Genomic DNA, 14,966 nt, shown 5'->3' on the forward strand with positions numbered 1-14,966 from the left:
TATGAGAGCCGACCTGGAAATCATCCAAGACTGGATCCCCGCCGGCAGCCGGGTACTCGACCTCGGTTGCGGTACCGGTGAACTGCTGGCGTCGCTGCGCGACCACAAGCAGGTTGCCGGCTACGGCCTGGAAATCGACCCCGACAACATCGCCCAGTGCGTGGCCAAGGGCGTCAATGTCATTGAGCAGGACCTCGACAAAGGCCTGGGCAATTTCGCCAGCAACAGCTTCGACGTAGTGGTCATGACCCAGGCCCTGCAGGCCGTGGAGTACCCGGACCGGATCCTCGACGAAATGCTGCGTGTAGGCCGCCAGTGCATCATTACGTTCCCCAACTTCGGCCACTGGCGCTGCCGCTGGTACCTGGCGACCAAAGGTCGCATGCCGGTCTCGGACTTCATGCCGTATACCTGGTACAACACGCCGAACATCCACTTCTGCACCTTTGAAGACTTCGAGGCGCTGTGCAGCGAACGTCGCGCCCAGGTCCTCGACCGTCTGGCAGTCGACCATTTGCACCGCCACGGGTGGGCAAGCAAGCTATGGCCTAATCTTCTAGGGGAGATCGGCATTTACCGTGTCAGCAGCCCCGGCCTTGCCGAACACAAGGTCGCGGTATAACCCGCACACTGGAGGAGAACGATCATGGGTCGCTTGTTGAGCTTTTTACTGACTGCCTGCCTGAGCATGAGCGCAGTCGCCGCCGACGCCATCAAGGGCGAACGCCAGGAAGTCTTCGGGGATACCACGGTGCACTACAGCACCTTCATCTCGACCTTCCTGCAGCCGGATATCGCCAAGTCCGCAGAACTGGTTCGCAGCAAGAACCAGGGCGTGATCAACGTGTCGGTGATCAAGGCCGGGCAGCCGGTGGTCACCCAGGTCAGCGGCACCGTCAAAGACCTTACCAGCGCCTCGGTCCCGTTGAAGTTCAAGCAGATCACCGAGCAAGGCGCGATCTATTACATTGCCCAGTTCCCTGTGGAACAACAGGAAACCCGGACCTTCACCATCGACGTTGGCATTGGTGGCAAGACCGAAACCATCAGTTTCAACCAAGAGCTTTTCCCAGGCGAATGATGACTTTTCAGCAAATCGTATTGGCCAGCCACAACGCCGGCAAACTCAAAGAACTGCAAGCGATGCTCGGTGATACCGTGCAGTTGCGCTCGATTGGCGAATTCAGCAGCGTCGAGCCGGAAGAAACCGGTCTGTCGTTCGTCGAGAACGCCATCCTCAAGGCGCGCAACGCCGCACGCATTTCCGGCATGCCGGCGCTGGCCGACGACTCGGGCCTGGCCGTGGACTTCCTCGGTGGCGCACCCGGCATCTACTCGGCGCGCTATGCCGACGGCAAGGGCGACGCGGCCAACAACGCCAAGTTGCTCGATGTACTCAAAGACGTCCCGCAGGAGCAACGTGGAGCCCAGTTCGTCTGCGTCCTGGCGCTGGTCCGGCATGCCGACGATCCGCTGCCGATCCTCTGCGAAGGCCTGTGGCATGGCCGCATCCTGACCGAAGCCAGCGGCGAGCATGGCTTTGGCTACGACCCGCTGTTCTGGGTGCCGGAGCGTAACTGCTCGAGCGCCGAGCTGAGCCCCGCCGACAAGAACCAGATCAGCCACCGAGCCCGTGCCATGAGCCTGTTGCGTCAACGTCTGGGCCTGGCATGACCGATCATTCGCCGGCACAGCCACTGCACCTGGGCGAGGCTGGCTTTACTTCCCAAGCACCTCGGGCGGCCCTGCCACAGCTGCCGCCCCTGGCGCTGTACATCCATATTCCCTGGTGCGTGCGTAAATGCCCGTACTGCGACTTCAACTCCCACGCGGCTACGCCTGAGCTGCCGGAAGAGGCGTACGTCGATGCCCTGCTGGCCGACCTCGACCAGGAACTGGGCGCTGTCTATGGCCGGCCGATCAGCTCGATCTTTTTTGGTGGCGGCACCCCCAGCCTGTTCAGCGCCCGCGCTTTGGGCCGGCTGTTACAGGGTGTGGAGCAACGCATCCCGTTTTCCAGCGATATCGAAATCACCCTGGAAGCCAACCCCGGGACGTTCGAGCAGGAGAAGTTCAAGGCCTACCGGCAACTGGGCATCAATCGCCTGTCGATCGGCATCCAGAGCTTCCAGCAGGCCAAGCTTGAGGCCCTGGGGCGCATTCACAACGGTGACGAAGCGATCCGCGCCGCCGACATGGCGCGCAGTGCCGGGTTCGACAACTTCAACCTCGACCTGATGCACGGCCTGCCCGACCAGTCGCTGGACGACGCCCTGGGTGACCTGCGCCAGGCTATCGCGCTGAACCCTACGCACCTGTCCTGGTATCAGCTGACCCTGGAACCGAACACGGTGTTCTGGAACCAGCCACCGCTGCTGCCCGAGGACGACATCCTCTGGGACATCCAGGAAGCCGGCCAGGCCCTGCTGGCCAGCCACGGTTACACCCAGTACGAAGTCTCGGCCTACGCCCAGCCGGGTCGCGCGGCGCGTCACAACCTCAATTACTGGAGCTTTGGCGACTTCATCGGCATCGGTGCCGGTGCCCACGGCAAACTCAGCCACCCTGACGGGCGCATCCTGCGCACCTGGAAGACCCGCCTGCCCAAGGACTACCTGAACCCGGCCAAAGCCTTCAAGGCTGGCGAAAAACTGCTGCCGGTGGACGAGCTGCCGTTCGAGTTCCTGATGAACGCCCTGCGCCTGACCCAGGGCGTCGACGCCGAGCTGTTCAGCCAGCGCACCGGACTGCCGTTGGAACAACTGACTGCAGCCCGCCGTGAGGCCGAACAAAAAGGCCTTTTGCAGGTCGAAACGACGCGACTGGTCGCTACCCCGCGAGGCCAGTTGTTCCTCAACGACCTGCTGCAGTATTTCTTGACCTAAGGATTACGAATGGACTTGGTACTCGACCTGCTCTCGACTGTTTCCCGCTGGAGTCGCAGTAATTTGTCGGAGATCTCACTGGCGCTTGTGGGCTGCTTGCTGGTGCTGTTCGGCACCGACATCAAAGGCTGGGTGGAACAACGCCTGGGCGGTCTGGCAGGTGCCTTGCGCGTACCGTTCATGGCCTTGCTGGTGATGATCGGCAGCGGTGCGGCGCTGATCTATGCCACGCCGTGGGTGGTGAAGGGCCTGGCGCAGTTCAACAACTATGCGTTGGCACCTGTGTTGCTGATTGTGCTGGTGTTGATTGGCGTGGTCGCAGACCGACGCTAAAAGCATCGCCGACAAGGCCGGCTCCCACAGGTTGATCTCAAACCCCTGTGGGAGCTGGCCTTGCCGGCGATCGAGCGCAAAGCGCTCGCAGATTTACGCCAGTTTTTCGAACTTCAGATCCCACACCCCATGCCCAAGTCGCTCGCCACGGCGTTCGAACTTGGTGATCGGGCGTTCGGCCGGACGCTCTACGCACTTGCCGTCAGCTGCCAGGTTGCGGTAACCCGGGGCGACATTCATCACTTCCAGCATGTACTCGGCATAGGGCTCCCAGTCGGTAGCCATATGGAATACCCCGCCGACCTTCAGCTTGCTGCGCACCAGCTCAGCGAACTCAGGCTGAACGATACGACGCTTGTGGTGACGGCTCTTGTGCCACGGATCGGGGAAGAACAGCATCAGGCGATCAAGGCTGTTGTCAGCCACGCACTTGTTCAGCACTTCGATCGCGTCGCAGTCGTAAACCCGCAGGTTCTTCAGGCCCTGGGTCAGCACGCCGTTGAGCAGCGCACCAACACCCGGACGGTGCACTTCGACACCGATGAAGTCCTGATCCGGCGCGGCAGCGGCCATTTCCAGCAGGGAATGGCCCATGCCGAAACCGATCTCCAGGGTGCGCGGCGCCGAACGGCCGAACACCTGGTCATAATCCACCGGGCTCTCGGCCAGTGGCAGGATGAACAGCGGCCCACCCTGCTCCAGACCACGTTGCTGGCCTTCGGTCATGCGCCCGGCACGCATCACGAAACTCTTGATGCGGCGGTGTTGGCGCTCTTCGCCTTCGGCGGAGATCGGCGTTTCTTGCGATTCAGTCATCAGGGGCTCTTACTTGATCAGACCATCCAGCGGCGACGAGGCGCTGGCATAGAGTTTTTTCGGCATACGCCCGGCGAGGTACGCCAGGCGACCGGCGACAATGGCGTGTTTCATGGCTTCGGCCATCATGATCGGCTGCTGGGCATTGGCGATTGCCGAGTTCATCAGCACCGCCTCACAGCCCATTTCCATGGCGATGGTGGCGTCGGACGCAGTACCGACACCGGCGTCGACCAGTACAGGCACTTTCGATTCTTCGAGGATGATCTGCAGGTTGTACGGGTTGCAGATGCCCAGGCCGGTGCCGATCAAGCCTGCCAGCGGCATCACCGCGATGCAGCCGGCTTCGGCCAGCTGGCGGGCGATGATCGGATCGTCGCTGGTGTAGACCATCACGTCGAAACCGTCCTTGACCAGCACTTCGGCGGCCTTGAGGGTTTCGATCACGTTGGGGAACAGGGTTTTCTGGTCAGCCAGGACTTCCAGCTTGACCAGGTTGTGGCCATCGAGCAGCTCACGAGCCAGGCGGCAGGTACGCACGGCTTCGACCGCGTCGTAGCAGCCTGCGGTGTTCGGCAGGATGGTGTAGCGATCCGGCGGCAGCACATCGAGCAGGTTCGGTTCGCCCGGGTTCTGGCCGATGTTGGTACGGCGCACGGCTACGGTAACGATCTCGGCACCCGAGGCTTCGATGGCCAGGCGGGTTTCTTCAAGGTCACGGTATTTGCCGGTGCCGACCAGCAGGCGCGACTGGAAGGTACGGCCGGCCAGGGTAAAGGGCTTGTCGCTGCGAAGGTTGCTCATCGGAAATCCTCTGAATGGTTGAGGGACTTGCAAGGTGTTCCTGGGGCCCTAGCCGCCGCCGATGGCATGCACGACTTCGACCTGATCGCCTTCACACAGCGCTGTGGCTGCGTGCTGGCTACGTGGCACGATATCCAGGTTGAGCTCTACCGCGACACGGCGCCCGACAAGGTCCAGGCGGGTCAGCAGGGCCTCGACGCTTTCGCCATCGGGCAACTCGAAGGGTTCACCGTTCAATTGAATGCGCATGCGCACGGCCACCATTATTTTTAGGGGCCCGCATTCTAGCCCTGATCAGGTGCTGCGACCAAGGCCAAGCATCGCCATTCGTCTCGATTCGGACCGCCGAGTCAACCCAGGCGCCAGGCGGCGAGCCCCAGACACAGCCAGCCGCCAAGGAAGGCCAGGCCACCGATTGGGGTGATCATGCCCAGTTTGCCGATACCGCTGAGGGTCAACAGGTACAGGCTGCCGGAGAACAGCACGATCCCCAGGGCGAACAAGCCGCCGGCCCAACCGACCAGGCGACCGGGCAACTGCGTGGCCAGTACGGCAACCCCGAGCAAGGCCAGGGCATGCACCAGCTGGTAGGTGACCCCGGTGTGGAAGATCGCCAGGTACTCGCTGCTGAGACGCCCCTTCAAGCCATGCGCGGCGAAGGCGCCAAGGGCAACGCCGGTGAAGCCGAAAAAGGCAGCGAGCAAGAGAAAACTACGCAACATGAGGCGACTCCTAGTCATCACAGGGTCTGTATAATGGCCCGCTCATTCGGTTCGGCCAAGCCATCTCTATGTTGTCGTCCATTATCCGCCGTCTTGTCCGCGCCCTGCTCTGGTTCGCCGCTGGCAGCGCTATGCTGGTGCTGGTATTGCGCTGGGTACCGCCGCCGGGTACGGCGCTGATGGTCGAACGCAAGGTCGAATCCTGGTTCAACGGCCAGCCGATTGACCTGCAGCGTGACTGGGAGCCCTGGGAGCGCATTTCCGATGAGCTCAAGGTGGCGGTGATCGCCGGTGAAGACCAGAAATTCGCCAATCACTGGGGCTTCGACTTCATCGCCATCCAGGCCGCCCTGGCCCATAACGAACGCGGTGGCAGCATTCGCGGTGCCAGCACCCTGAGCCAGCAAGTGGCCAAGAACCAGTTTCTCTGGTCGGGGCGCAGCTGGCTGCGCAAGGGCCTGGAAGCCTGGTTCACCGCCCTGATCGAGTTGTTGTGGTCCAAGGAGCGGATACTTGAGGTCTACCTCAACAGTGCCGAATGGGGCGAAGGCGTGTTCGGCGCCCAAGCCGCCGCGCAGCATCATTTCGGTGTCGATGCCAGCCGCCTGAGCCGTCAGCAGGCCAGCCTGTTGGCCGCCGTGCTGCCCAGCCCGCTGAACTGGAGCGCCAGCCGCCCCAGCAGTTACGTGGCACGGCGTGCCGGCTGGATCCGTCAGCAGATGCGCCAGTTGGGTGGCAGCGGCTACCTGGCGCAGCTGGACAGCCCGCGCAAGGCGCCCTGGAACCAATAAAAAACCCGGCAAAGCGCACACCTTGCCGGGTTTTTACTGCTTGCCGATTACGCGGTAAACGCCTTAGAACGCGCCCATGTAGTCACGCTTGCCCACTTCCACACCGTTGTGACGCAAGATTGCGTAAGTGGTGGTGACGTGGAAGAAGAACTGCGGCAGGCCGTAGGTCAGCAAATAAGCCTGACCACTGAAGCGCTTCTCTTTTGGCGTGCCCGGACGGGTCACGATTTCGATGCCTTCCTTGCCATCGATCTGCGCCGGCGCAACGCCGTCCAGGAAAGCCAGAACCTTGCTGATCAGCGCTTGCAGTTCAGCAAAAGTGGTTTCGTTGTCATCGTATTTCGGCAGCTCGACCTCAGCCAGACGCGCCGATACACCTTTGGCAAAATCAACGGCGATCTGCACCTGGCGAACCAGTGGAAACATATCCGGGTACAGGCGAGCCTGCAGGAACACGCTCGGATCAATGTTTTTCGCCGTGGCGTGAGCTTCGGCCTTGTTCAGAACATCACTCAAGGCGTTGAGCATTTGCTTGAAAACAGGAACAGAAGCGGCATACAAGGAAATGGTCATAGCAGTCTCGACAGGGGTGGCGGAAAAAGTGACGGGGCCAGCGTGGCGCGATTATAGACTTGCGCTGGCACCTGAAAGACCTGGCGCCATAAAAAAGCCCCGACATGTCGGGGCTTTTTGTTTATTGCCGTAGCGCGGCTCAGATTGCGATCAAGGCTTTCACCTTGTTCATCGCATTCTTCTCCAGCTGACGAATCCGCTCGGCGGATACGCTGTATTTCTCGGCCAGGTCGTGAAGCGTGGCCTTTTCCTCGGCCAGCCAGCGCTGGTAGAGGATGTCGCGGCTACGGTCGTCCAGGCCCTGCAAGGCTTCGTGCAGGTTGCTGGTGGAGTTGTCGCTCCAGTCGGCATCTTCAAGCTGAAGCGCCGGGTCGTAGCGATGGTCTTCCAGGTAATTGGCCGGCGACTGGAAGGCACTGTCGTCGTCGGCTTCGGACGCTGGATCGAAGGCCATGTCCTGACCGGTCAGGCGGCTCTCCATCTCGCGCACTTCACGTGGCTCGACCCCCAGGCTTTCGGCTACACGATGCACTTCATCGTTGTTCAGCCAGGCCAGACGTTTTTTCTGGCTACGCAGGTTGAAGAACAGCTTGCGCTGGGCCTTGGTGGTCGCGACTTTGACAATGCGCCAGTTGCGCAGGATGAACTCGTGAATCTCGGCCTTGATCCAGTGCACGGCAAAGGACACCAGGCGCACACCCATTTCAGGGTTGAAACGCTTGACCGCTTTCATCAGGCCAACATTGCCTTCCTGAATCAGGTCAGCCTGGGCCAGCCCGTAGCCGGAATAGCTGCGAGCGATATGTACGACAAACCGCAGGTGGGCGAGCACCATTTGCCGAGCCGCCTCAAGATTCTGCTCATAGTAGAGACTCTCGGCCAGTTCACGCTCCTGCTCCGGCGTCAGCAATGGAATGCTGTTGACCGTGTGCACATAGGCTTCCAGGTTTGCGCCGGGAACCAGGGCATAGGCAGGTTGCAACGAAGTGGTCATACGAAAAAACCTCCGACTCACTAAACTCGTGCCCGCAGGCACTGCCAACATTGACCGGGAACCGCGAAACAAGTTCCCTAAAAATAAAAAGAGTCAATAGCAGCAAAAAGACACTATCGCGGTGCAAGCTCGCTCAGGTGGCGGGCGACCGCAATCCAAGCACCGATATACCCTAACAGTACCGCACCAAGCAAGAGCGACAGACCATCGGCAGGCGGAACCCCGGCTAGGGCAAAATCACTGCCATATAGCCCGGAAAGCCCGATTACCGCGTCGTTCAGCCAGTTCAGGCCGAATGCCAGTACGCCCCAAGCCAATACCCCAGCACCCAGGCCGTACAAGGCGCCCATGTACAGGAAAGGCCGGCGCACATAGCTGTCGGTGCCGCCTACCAGCTTGATCACTTCGATCTCGGTACGGCGGTTCTCGATGTGCAGGCGAATTGTGTTACCAATTACCAAAAGCAGCGCCGAAACCAGCAAAACCGTCAGACCGAAGACAAAACGGTCACCCAGCTTGAGGATCGCGGCCAAGCGCTCGACCCAGACCAGGTCCAGCTGCGCCGCATCCACCTTGGGCAGTTCCGCAAGACGCTGGCGCAAGGCTTCGAGGGCTGGTTTGTCGACTTCCGCCGGGGTCACCACGACCACGCCGGGTAGCGGGTTTTCCGGCAGTTCGCGTAGCGCATCACCGAGCCCGGACTGCTGCTGGAACTCTTCCAGCGCCTTCTCGCGGCTGACGTACTCCGCCTCAGCCACACCCGGCAAGCCCTTGATCTGCTCACGCAGGGCTTCGCCGTCACGGCTGCTGGCGTCGAGCTTGAGGTACAGGGAAATCTGCGCCGCGCGCTGCCACGAACCACCCAGACGCTCGACGTTGCTGAGCAGCAACGACAGGCCCATGGGCAGGCTCAGGGCCACGGCCATCACCAGACAGGTGAAAAAGCTGCCGATCGGCTGTTTGGCCAGGCGCCGCAAGCTGTCGAGCAGGCTGGAGCGGTGGCTTTCCAGCCAGGCGTGCAACAGGGTGCGGAAATCCGGACCATCGTCGTCATGGCTGTTGCGTTTGTTCTTTTCAGGTGCCGGATCGGCGGCTTTCGGCGCGACCCGTTCGGAAACCTTTGGACTGCGTGTCGCACTCATTGCCCGGCCTCCCCGTCGCCGATCAAGCGGCCGCGCTGCAGGGTCAGCATGCGATGGCGCATACGCGCGATCAGTGCCAGGTCGTGACTGGCAATCAGCACGCTGGTGCCCAGGCGGTTGATGTCTTCGAATACCCCCATGATCTCCGCGGCCAGGCGCGGGTCGAGGTTACCGGTGGGCTCATCCGCCAGCAGCAAGGCCGGACGGTGCACGATGGCGCGGGCAATACCGACCCGTTGTTGCTGGCCGGTGGACAGGTCGCCGGGAAACAGCTCGGCTTTGTCCGACAGGGCTACACGCTCGAGCGCCGAGTCGACGCGCTTGGCCACCTCGGCCTTGGACAGGCCAAGGATCTGCAGCGGCAAGGCAACGTTGTTGAACACGGTACGGTCGAACAGCAGTTGGTGATTCTGGAACACCACGCCGATCTGTCGACGCAGGAACGGAATCTGCGCGTTGCTGATCTGCCCCAGATCCTGCCCGGCCAGCAGCAGCTTGCCGCTGGTCGGTCGCTCCATGGCCAGCAGCAGGCGCAGCAAGGTGCTTTTGCCGGCGCCGGAATGGCCGGTGACGAACAGAAACTCGCCCCGACGCACCCGAAAACTCAACTCATGCAGGCCTACGTGGCCATTGGGGTAGCGCTTGGCGACCTGTTCGAATCGAATCATGGATGCTCCCGCTCGGCAAACAGTGCTTTCACGAAGGGTTCGGCTTCGAAAGTGCGCAGATCGTCGATGCCTTCGCCTACGCCAATATAGCGGATCGGCAGACCGAACTGCTTGGCCAGGGCGAAGATCACCCCACCCTTGGCGGTGCCGTCGAGCTTGGTCAGGGCCAGGCCGGTGAGTTCAACGCTCTGGTTGAAGTGCTTGGCCTGGTTGATCGCGTTCTGTCCGGTGCCGGCGTCCAGCACCAACAGGACTTCATGCGGCGCGTCGGCATCGAGCTTGCCGATCACCCGACGGACCTTTTTCAACTCTTCCATCAGGTTGTCTTTGGTGTGCAGGCGACCGGCGGTATCGGCGATCAGCACATCGACGCCGCGCGCCTTGGCGGCCTGGACGGCGTCGAAGATCACCGAAGCGGAGTCGGCGCCGGTGTGCTGGGCAATGACCGGAATCTGGTTGCGCTCGCCCCAGACCTGCAACTGCTCGACGGCTGCGGCACGGAAGGTGTCGCCAGCAGCCAGCATGACTTTCTTGCCTTCCAGCTGCAGCTTTTTCGCCAGTTTGCCGATGGTCGTGGTTTTACCGGCGCCGTTGACGCCAACCACCAGAATCACGAAAGGCTTGGTTTGAGACTGGATGCGCAGTGGCTGCTCGACTGGTTTGAGCAGGCCGGCCAGCTCGCCTTGCAGGGATTTGTACAGGGCATCGCTGTCGGCCAGTTGCTTGCGCGCAACCTTCTGGGTCAGGCTCTGGACGATCACCGAGGTGGCTTCAACGCCAACGTCGGCGGTCAGCAGGCGGGTCTCGATCTCGTCGAGCAAGTCGTCGTCGATGGCTTTCTTGCCCAGGAACAGGCTGGCCATGCCCTCGCCGATGCTGGCGCTGGTCTTCGACAAGCCCTGCTTGAGGCGGGCAAAGAAGCCAGCCTTGTTCTCTTCGCTACGGGCCGGAGCAGGCGCCTCGACAGGCGTGGGTTCGACAACAGGGGCTACAGGCGCAACGGTGGCCACTGGAGCCACTGGAGCCACTGGAGCCACTGGAGCCACTGGAGCAGGCTCGGGCTCAACGACTGGCGCTGCAACCGGTTCAGGCTGGACAACGACCGGCGCTGCAACCGGTTCAGGCTGGACAACCACCGATGCGGGCTCTACCACAGGAGCCGCGACCGGTGCCGGACGCTCCGGGATCGGTGGCGGGGTGTGCGGCTCAAGGTCTGCTACCAGGGCAACCGGCTCTTCAGGCACCGGCAGGACCAAACCGACGGACGGCGCGGGCGGCGCCTCGACTGCAACCACCGCTGGTGCGACGACAGCAGGCTCCGGCGCAACGGCAGGTGCGGGTACAGGCGTGTGGGCACCGTCGATTGGCGCCGGGGCGACCGGCGCTTCGCTGGTCAGCGCTGCAGGCTGCTCAGGCTCAACCGGTGCAGGGGCTTGTGGCTGTTCGGCAACTGGTGGCTGGGGCTTTTTGCGCAGCCAGCCGAACAGGCCTTTCTTTTCACCAGCCGCGGCCGGCGTCTTTTTGTCGTCGTTGGAACCAAACATGGAAGACGGCTATCTCAGGGTAGCGATGCGCCACTGCGGCGCCTCGAAAATTCTTTTAACGCAGAACAGACTACTTTTATTCCGGCTCGTTCATGCGCAGCATTTTGTCATCAAGCCTGCGGGTCAGATCCGCAACAGGCATGGTCGTCAGGCAACCGGATCAGTATCCTAGCACCTCCTAGCCCGCTGACGCTAAGACCACGCGGGCAGTCCTACAGGTTAAACAACGTATGAATGCTCTAGCCCGCCGCGCCGCTGGCCTGTTGCTCAGCACAGTTTGTCTGCCGTTCGCCGCCTTTGCCGCCGATCCGCAGCCCACCCACGAGTTCATTCTCGACAACGGCCTGAAAGTGGTCGTGCGCGAAGACCACCGCGCGCCAGTGGTGGTCTCGCAGATCTGGTACAAGGTCGGCTCCACCTATGAGTCCCCGGGCCAGACCGGTCTGTCCCACGCGCTGGAACACATGATGTTCAAGGGCAGCGAGAAACTCGGCCCCGGCGAAGCTTCGCGCATCCTGCGCGACCTGGGGGCCGAAGAGAACGCCTTCACCAGCGACGACTACACCGCTTATTACCAGGTACTGGCCCGCGACCGTCTGCCGGTGGCCCTGGAGCTGGAGGCCGACCGCATGAGCAGCCTGCGCCTGCCCGCCGACGAGTTCAGCCGCGAAATCGAGGTGATCAAGGAGGAGCGCCGCCTGCGCACCGACGATCAACCCAATGCCAAAGCCTTCGAGCTGTTCAGCGCCATGGCCTTCCCGGCCAGCAGCTACCGTACCCCGACCATCGGCTGGATGGCTGACCTCGATCGCATGAAGGTCGAGGAACTGCGCCACTGGTACGAATCCTGGTACACGCCGAACAACGCCACCCTGGTGGTGGTCGGTGACGTGACGGTCGACGAGGTCAAAGGCCTGGCCCAGCGTTTCTTCGGCGCCATCCCCAAACGTGCGATTCCACCGGCCAAGCTGCCACTGGAGCTGGCCGAGCCCGGCCTGCGCGAGACCACCCTGCATGTACGGACGCAACTGCCGAGCCTGATCTACGGTTTCAACGTTCCGGGCCTGGCCACCGCCAAGGACCCGCGCACCGTGCACGCCCTGCGCCTGATCTCGGCACTGCTCGACGGCGGCTACAGCGCCCGCCTGCCAAGCCAGCTGGAACGCGGCCAGGAGCTGGTGTCCGGCGCCTCGTCCAACTACAACCCGTTCACCCGCGGCGACAGCCTGTTCCTGATCTCGGCCACGCCGAACCAGCAGAAGAACAAAACCCTGGCCGATGTTGAAAGCGGTATCTGGAAGCTGCTCGACGAACTCAAGACCACCCCACCTTCGGCTGAAGAGCTTGAGCGCGTGCGCGCCCAGGTCATCGCCGGACTGGTCTACGATCGCGACTCGATCAGCAGCCAGGCCACTGCCATCGGCATGCTCGAGACCGTCGGTCTGTCGTGGAAGCTGATCGACAGCGAGCTCGACGAACTGAAAAGCGTGACCCCGGCCGACATCCAGAGCGCTGCGCGCACCTATTTCACCCGCGAACGCCTGAGCGTTGCCCATGTACTGCCCGAGGAGAACGCTCATGAGTGAACGCAGCGCACCCCGCTACACCCTGATCGGTCTCGGCATCCTGTCGCTGGTTGGTGTGTTGGCGTTTGTCCTGGCCAAGCCGGCCCACTCGGACAACACCGCACAACCGGCCAATAGCACCGCAGCCAAACCGACCAACACCCTGCAGACGCTGGCGGAGCTGGACGGCAAGGCACCGAGCCGCCGGCAACTGAACATTCAGACCTGGAACACCACTGAAGGCGCCAAGGTACTGTTCGTCGAAGCGCGCGAGCTGCCGATGTTCGACCTGCGCCTGACCTTCGCCGCCGGCAGCAGCCAGGACGGTGATGCTCCGGGCCTGGCAACCCTGACCAACGCCATGCTCAACGAAGGCGTGGCCGGCAAGGACGTTACCGCGATTGCCGAAGGCTTCGAAGGCCTCGGTGCCGACTTTGGCAACGGTGCCTACCGCGACATGGCCGTGGCCACCCTGCGCAGCCTGAGTGCAGCGGACAAGCGTGAGCCGGCGCTGAAGCTGTTCGCCGAGGTAGTCGGCAAGCCGACCTTCCCGCAGGATGCCCTGACACGCATCAAGAACCAGATGCAGGCCGGTTTCGAGTACCAGAAGCAGAACCCGGGCAAGCTGGCCAGCATCGCGCTGTTCGAGAAACTGTATGGCAGCCACCCGTATGCCCATCCAAGTGATGGCGATGCCAAGAGCATTCCACCGATCACCCTCGAGCAATTGCGGGCCTTCCACGCCAAGGCCTATGCCGCGGGCAATACCGTCATCGCCCTGGTCGGCGACCTGAGCCGCGGCGACGCCGAAGCCATTGCTGCCCAGGTCTCGGCCGCCCTGCCCAAAGGCCCGGCGCTGGCCAAGCTGCCTCAGCCTGCCGAGCCCAAGCCTGGCACCACGCACATCGACTTCCCCTCCAAGCAGACCCACCTGATGCTGGCCCAGCTGGGTATCGACCGCAACGACCCGGACTACGCAGCACTGTCGCTGGGCAACCAGATCCTCGGTGGCGGCACCTTCGGTACCCGCCTGATGAGCGAAGTACGTGAGAAGCGCGGCCTGACCTACGGCGTCTACTCGGTGTTCAGCCCGATGCAGGTGCGCGGGCCGTTCATGATCAACCTGCAGACCCGTGCCGAACTCAGCGAAGGCACCCTGAAACTGGTTCAGGACATCCTCGCCGACTACCTCAAGACCGGCCCGAGCCAGCAGGAACTGGATGATGCCAAGCGCGAGCTGGCCGGCAGCTTCCCACTGTCCAATGCCAGCAACGCCAGCATCGTCGGCCAGTTGGGCGCCATCGGCTTCTACGGCCTGCCGCTGACCTGGCTGGAAGACTACATGCAACAATCCCAGGCGCTGACCACCGAACAGGTCAAGACCGCCCTGAACAAGCACCTCGCCGCCGACAAGATGGTCATCGTCACTGCAGGCCCGAGCGTGCCGCAGAAACCTCTGCCGCCACCCACTGACAAACCCGCCGAGCAGCCGCTTGGTGTACCGGAGCATTAATGGCCAGTCCATCCGCCAAATCGGCCAAGCCACACAACGGCCAGGGCCAGCTGCGCATCATTGCCGGCGAATGGCGCAGCCGTCGCCTGAGCTTCCCTGACGCCCCCGGCCTGCGCCCGACGCCAGACCGGGTGCGCGAAACCCTGTTCAACTGGCTGGCGCCGCATATCGAAGGGGCCAAGGTACTCGATGCCTATACCGGAAGTGGCGCCTTGTACCTGGAAGCACTCTCGCGCGGTGCCGCCGAGGCCGTGGCGCTGGACAGCAACCCGGCGGCCATTGCCAGCCTGCGGCAGAACCTGGAAACCCTGCGCTGCCCGCGCGGCCAGGTCATCCAGAGCGATGCCCAGCGCTACCTGCAGGGGGAGCCGAAGCAGACCTTCGACCTGGTATTCCTTGATCCGCCGTTCCACCAGAACCTGCTGGCAACCACCTGTGCCCTGCTTGAAGAGCGCCAGTGGCTGGCCGAAAACGCCTGGATCTACACCGAGAGCGAAACCCCGCCTTCGACCTTGCAGCTGCCCGGCAACTGGCGCCTGCACCGTGAGAAGAAGGCTGGCCAGGTGTACTACGCCCTCTGGCAGCGCAGCTGAGTTGCAACGACGACCCTGCTACG

17 protein-coding genes and 1 pseudogene are annotated in these 14,966 nt (G+C 62.5%); 9 read left to right on the top strand and 9 right to left on the bottom strand.

Annotated elements, in window-relative coordinates:
- The first annotated feature begins 1 nt into the window (after position 1).
- The 5 genes from metW to ACVI9W_RS10875 are packed head-to-tail and all read left to right on the top strand — an operon-like array spanning position 2 to position 3,218.
- Positions 2–622, top strand: coding sequence for a methionine biosynthesis protein MetW (gene metW / locus ACVI9W_RS10855; protein WP_038615569.1), 621 nt, complete (start codon positions 2–4; stop codon positions 620–622).
- A gap of 24 nt (positions 623–646) precedes the next feature.
- A complete protein-coding gene (locus tag ACVI9W_RS10860; protein ID WP_461529990.1) occupies positions 647–1,081 on the top strand; it encodes a DUF4426 domain-containing protein in 435 nt (144 codons plus the stop codon).
- On the top strand, positions 1,078–1,674 hold the full coding sequence (rdgB, locus tag ACVI9W_RS10865; protein WP_461529991.1) for an RdgB/HAM1 family non-canonical purine NTP pyrophosphatase: 597 nt from the start codon (positions 1,078–1,080) through the stop codon (positions 1,672–1,674). Before ACVI9W_RS10860 ends, rdgB begins: the two co-directional genes overlap by 4 nt.
- Positions 1,671–2,885, top strand: coding sequence for a radical SAM family heme chaperone HemW (hemW, locus tag ACVI9W_RS10870; RefSeq protein ID WP_461529992.1), 1,215 nt, complete (start codon positions 1,671–1,673; stop codon positions 2,883–2,885). The genes rdgB and hemW overlap by 4 nt, the downstream gene beginning before the upstream one ends.
- Positions 2,886–2,894: 9 nt before the next feature.
- On the top strand, positions 2,895–3,218 hold the full coding sequence (locus ACVI9W_RS10875; protein ID WP_010222202.1) for a DUF3392 domain-containing protein: 324 nt from the start codon (positions 2,895–2,897) through the stop codon (positions 3,216–3,218).
- Between the two features lie 93 nt (positions 3,219–3,311).
- Here ACVI9W_RS10875 and trmB read toward each other — a convergent pair whose 3' ends face one another.
- From trmB to ACVI9W_RS10895, 4 genes are all read right to left on the bottom strand, one after another.
- Positions 3,312–4,034, bottom strand: coding sequence for a tRNA (guanosine(46)-N7)-methyltransferase TrmB (gene trmB / locus ACVI9W_RS10880; protein WP_461529993.1), 723 nt, complete (start codon positions 4,032–4,034; stop codon positions 3,312–3,314).
- Positions 4,035–4,043: 9 nt separating this feature from the next.
- Positions 4,044–4,838, bottom strand: a complete 795-nt coding sequence (locus tag ACVI9W_RS10885; protein ID WP_038615579.1) for a thiazole synthase — start codon at positions 4,836–4,838, stop codon at positions 4,044–4,046.
- 48 nt (positions 4,839–4,886) lie between these two features.
- On the bottom strand, positions 4,887–5,087 hold the full coding sequence (thiS, locus tag ACVI9W_RS10890; RefSeq protein WP_038617011.1) for a sulfur carrier protein ThiS: 201 nt from the start codon (positions 5,085–5,087) through the stop codon (positions 4,887–4,889).
- 101 nt (positions 5,088–5,188) lie between these two features.
- Positions 5,189–5,560 carry a DUF423 domain-containing protein gene (locus tag ACVI9W_RS10895; RefSeq protein WP_157194573.1) on the bottom strand — a complete coding sequence of 124 codons (372 nt, stop codon included), beginning with the start codon at positions 5,558–5,560 and terminating at the stop codon, positions 5,189–5,191.
- 33 nt (positions 5,561–5,593) lie between these two features.
- On the opposite strand from ACVI9W_RS10895, the pseudogene mtgA reads away from it, so the two are divergent.
- Positions 5,594–6,351: pseudogene (gene mtgA / locus ACVI9W_RS10900) on the top strand (monofunctional biosynthetic peptidoglycan transglycosylase).
- 63 nt (positions 6,352–6,414) lie between these two features.
- Here the strand turns inward: mtgA and ACVI9W_RS10905 are convergent.
- The 5 genes from ACVI9W_RS10905 to ftsY all read right to left on the bottom strand — a co-directional run bounded on the left by ACVI9W_RS10905 (position 6,415) and on the right by ftsY (position 11,272).
- A complete protein-coding gene (locus ACVI9W_RS10905; RefSeq protein WP_038615585.1) occupies positions 6,415–6,924 on the bottom strand; it encodes a DUF1993 domain-containing protein in 510 nt (169 codons plus the stop codon).
- Between the two features lie 139 nt (positions 6,925–7,063).
- Positions 7,064–7,918 carry an RNA polymerase sigma factor RpoH gene (rpoH, locus tag ACVI9W_RS10910; protein WP_038615587.1) on the bottom strand — a complete coding sequence of 285 codons (855 nt, stop codon included), beginning with the start codon at positions 7,916–7,918 and terminating at the stop codon, positions 7,064–7,066.
- 113 nt (positions 7,919–8,031) lie between these two features.
- On the bottom strand, positions 8,032–9,060 hold the full coding sequence (ftsX, locus tag ACVI9W_RS10915) for a permease-like cell division protein FtsX (protein WP_038615589.1): 1,029 nt from the start codon (positions 9,058–9,060) through the stop codon (positions 8,032–8,034).
- Positions 9,057–9,728, bottom strand: a complete 672-nt coding sequence (gene ftsE / locus ACVI9W_RS10920) for a cell division ATP-binding protein FtsE (RefSeq protein ID WP_038615591.1) — start codon at positions 9,726–9,728, stop codon at positions 9,057–9,059. The genes ftsX and ftsE overlap by 4 nt, the downstream gene beginning before the upstream one ends.
- The gene (ftsY, locus tag ACVI9W_RS10925) at positions 9,725–11,272 is read right to left on the bottom strand and encodes a signal recognition particle-docking protein FtsY (RefSeq protein ID WP_461529994.1); all 1,548 of its coding nucleotides are present in this window, start codon (positions 11,270–11,272) and stop codon (positions 9,725–9,727) included. The genes ftsE and ftsY overlap by 4 nt, the downstream gene beginning before the upstream one ends.
- Before the next feature lie 230 nt (positions 11,273–11,502).
- On the opposite strand from ftsY, the gene ACVI9W_RS10930 reads away from it, so the two are divergent.
- From ACVI9W_RS10930 to rsmD, 3 genes are read left to right on the top strand one after another with little or no spacing between them, the layout of a single operon-like run.
- On the top strand, positions 11,503–12,858 hold the full coding sequence (locus ACVI9W_RS10930) for a M16 family metallopeptidase (RefSeq protein ID WP_461529995.1): 1,356 nt from the start codon (positions 11,503–11,505) through the stop codon (positions 12,856–12,858).
- Positions 12,851–14,350 carry a M16 family metallopeptidase gene (locus ACVI9W_RS10935; RefSeq protein WP_461529996.1) on the top strand — a complete coding sequence of 500 codons (1,500 nt, stop codon included), beginning with the start codon at positions 12,851–12,853 and terminating at the stop codon, positions 14,348–14,350. The genes ACVI9W_RS10930 and ACVI9W_RS10935 overlap by 8 nt, the downstream gene beginning before the upstream one ends.
- Positions 14,350–14,943, top strand: a complete 594-nt coding sequence (rsmD, locus tag ACVI9W_RS10940; RefSeq protein WP_038615599.1) for a 16S rRNA (guanine(966)-N(2))-methyltransferase RsmD — start codon at positions 14,350–14,352, stop codon at positions 14,941–14,943. Before ACVI9W_RS10935 ends, rsmD begins: the two co-directional genes overlap by 1 nt.
- Positions 14,944–14,966: the final 23 nt, after the last annotated feature.

This window comes from Pseudomonas sp. 210_17 TE3656 (assembly GCF_054821965.1).

Bases quoted from the DNA above. Each gene is read 5' to 3' on its own strand.
- ACVI9W_RS10905 (WP_038615585.1), bottom strand. From the start codon at position 6,924: ATGACCATTTCCTTGTATGCCGCTTCTGTTCCTGTTTTCAAGCAAATG.
- ACVI9W_RS10930 (WP_461529995.1), top strand. From the start codon at position 11,503: ATGAATGCTCTAGCCCGCCGCGCCGCTGGCCTGTTGCTCAGCACAGTT.
- rsmD (WP_038615599.1), top strand. From the start codon at position 14,350: ATGGCCAGTCCATCCGCCAAATCGGCCAAGCCACACAACGGCCAGGGC.
- ACVI9W_RS10875 (WP_010222202.1), top strand. From the start codon at position 2,895: ATGGACTTGGTACTCGACCTGCTCTCGACTGTTTCCCGCTGGAGTCGC.
- ACVI9W_RS10860 (WP_461529990.1), top strand. From the start codon at position 647: ATGGGTCGCTTGTTGAGCTTTTTACTGACTGCCTGCCTGAGCATGAGC.
- ACVI9W_RS10895 (WP_157194573.1), bottom strand. From the start codon at position 5,560: ATGTTGCGTAGTTTTCTCTTGCTCGCTGCCTTTTTCGGCTTCACCGGC.
- metW (WP_038615569.1), top strand. From the start codon at position 2: ATGAGAGCCGACCTGGAAATCATCCAAGACTGGATCCCCGCCGGCAGC.
- ACVI9W_RS10885 (WP_038615579.1), bottom strand. From the start codon at position 4,838: ATGAGCAACCTTCGCAGCGACAAGCCCTTTACCCTGGCCGGCCGTACC.
- ACVI9W_RS10935 (WP_461529996.1), top strand. From the start codon at position 12,851: ATGAGTGAACGCAGCGCACCCCGCTACACCCTGATCGGTCTCGGCATC.
- ftsE (WP_038615591.1), bottom strand. From the start codon at position 9,728: ATGATTCGATTCGAACAGGTCGCCAAGCGCTACCCCAATGGCCACGTA.
- thiS (WP_038617011.1), bottom strand. From the start codon at position 5,087: ATGCGCATTCAATTGAACGGTGAACCCTTCGAGTTGCCCGATGGCGAA.
- hemW (WP_461529992.1), top strand. From the start codon at position 1,671: ATGACCGATCATTCGCCGGCACAGCCACTGCACCTGGGCGAGGCTGGC.
- ftsX (WP_038615589.1), bottom strand. From the start codon at position 9,060: ATGAGTGCGACACGCAGTCCAAAGGTTTCCGAACGGGTCGCGCCGAAA.
- trmB (WP_461529993.1), bottom strand. From the start codon at position 4,034: ATGACTGAATCGCAAGAAACGCCGATCTCCGCCGAAGGCGAAGAGCGC.
- rpoH (WP_038615587.1), bottom strand. From the start codon at position 7,918: ATGACCACTTCGTTGCAACCTGCCTATGCCCTGGTTCCCGGCGCAAAC.
- rdgB (WP_461529991.1), top strand. From the start codon at position 1,078: ATGATGACTTTTCAGCAAATCGTATTGGCCAGCCACAACGCCGGCAAA.
- ftsY (WP_461529994.1), bottom strand. From the start codon at position 11,272: ATGTTTGGTTCCAACGACGACAAAAAGACGCCGGCCGCGGCTGGTGAA.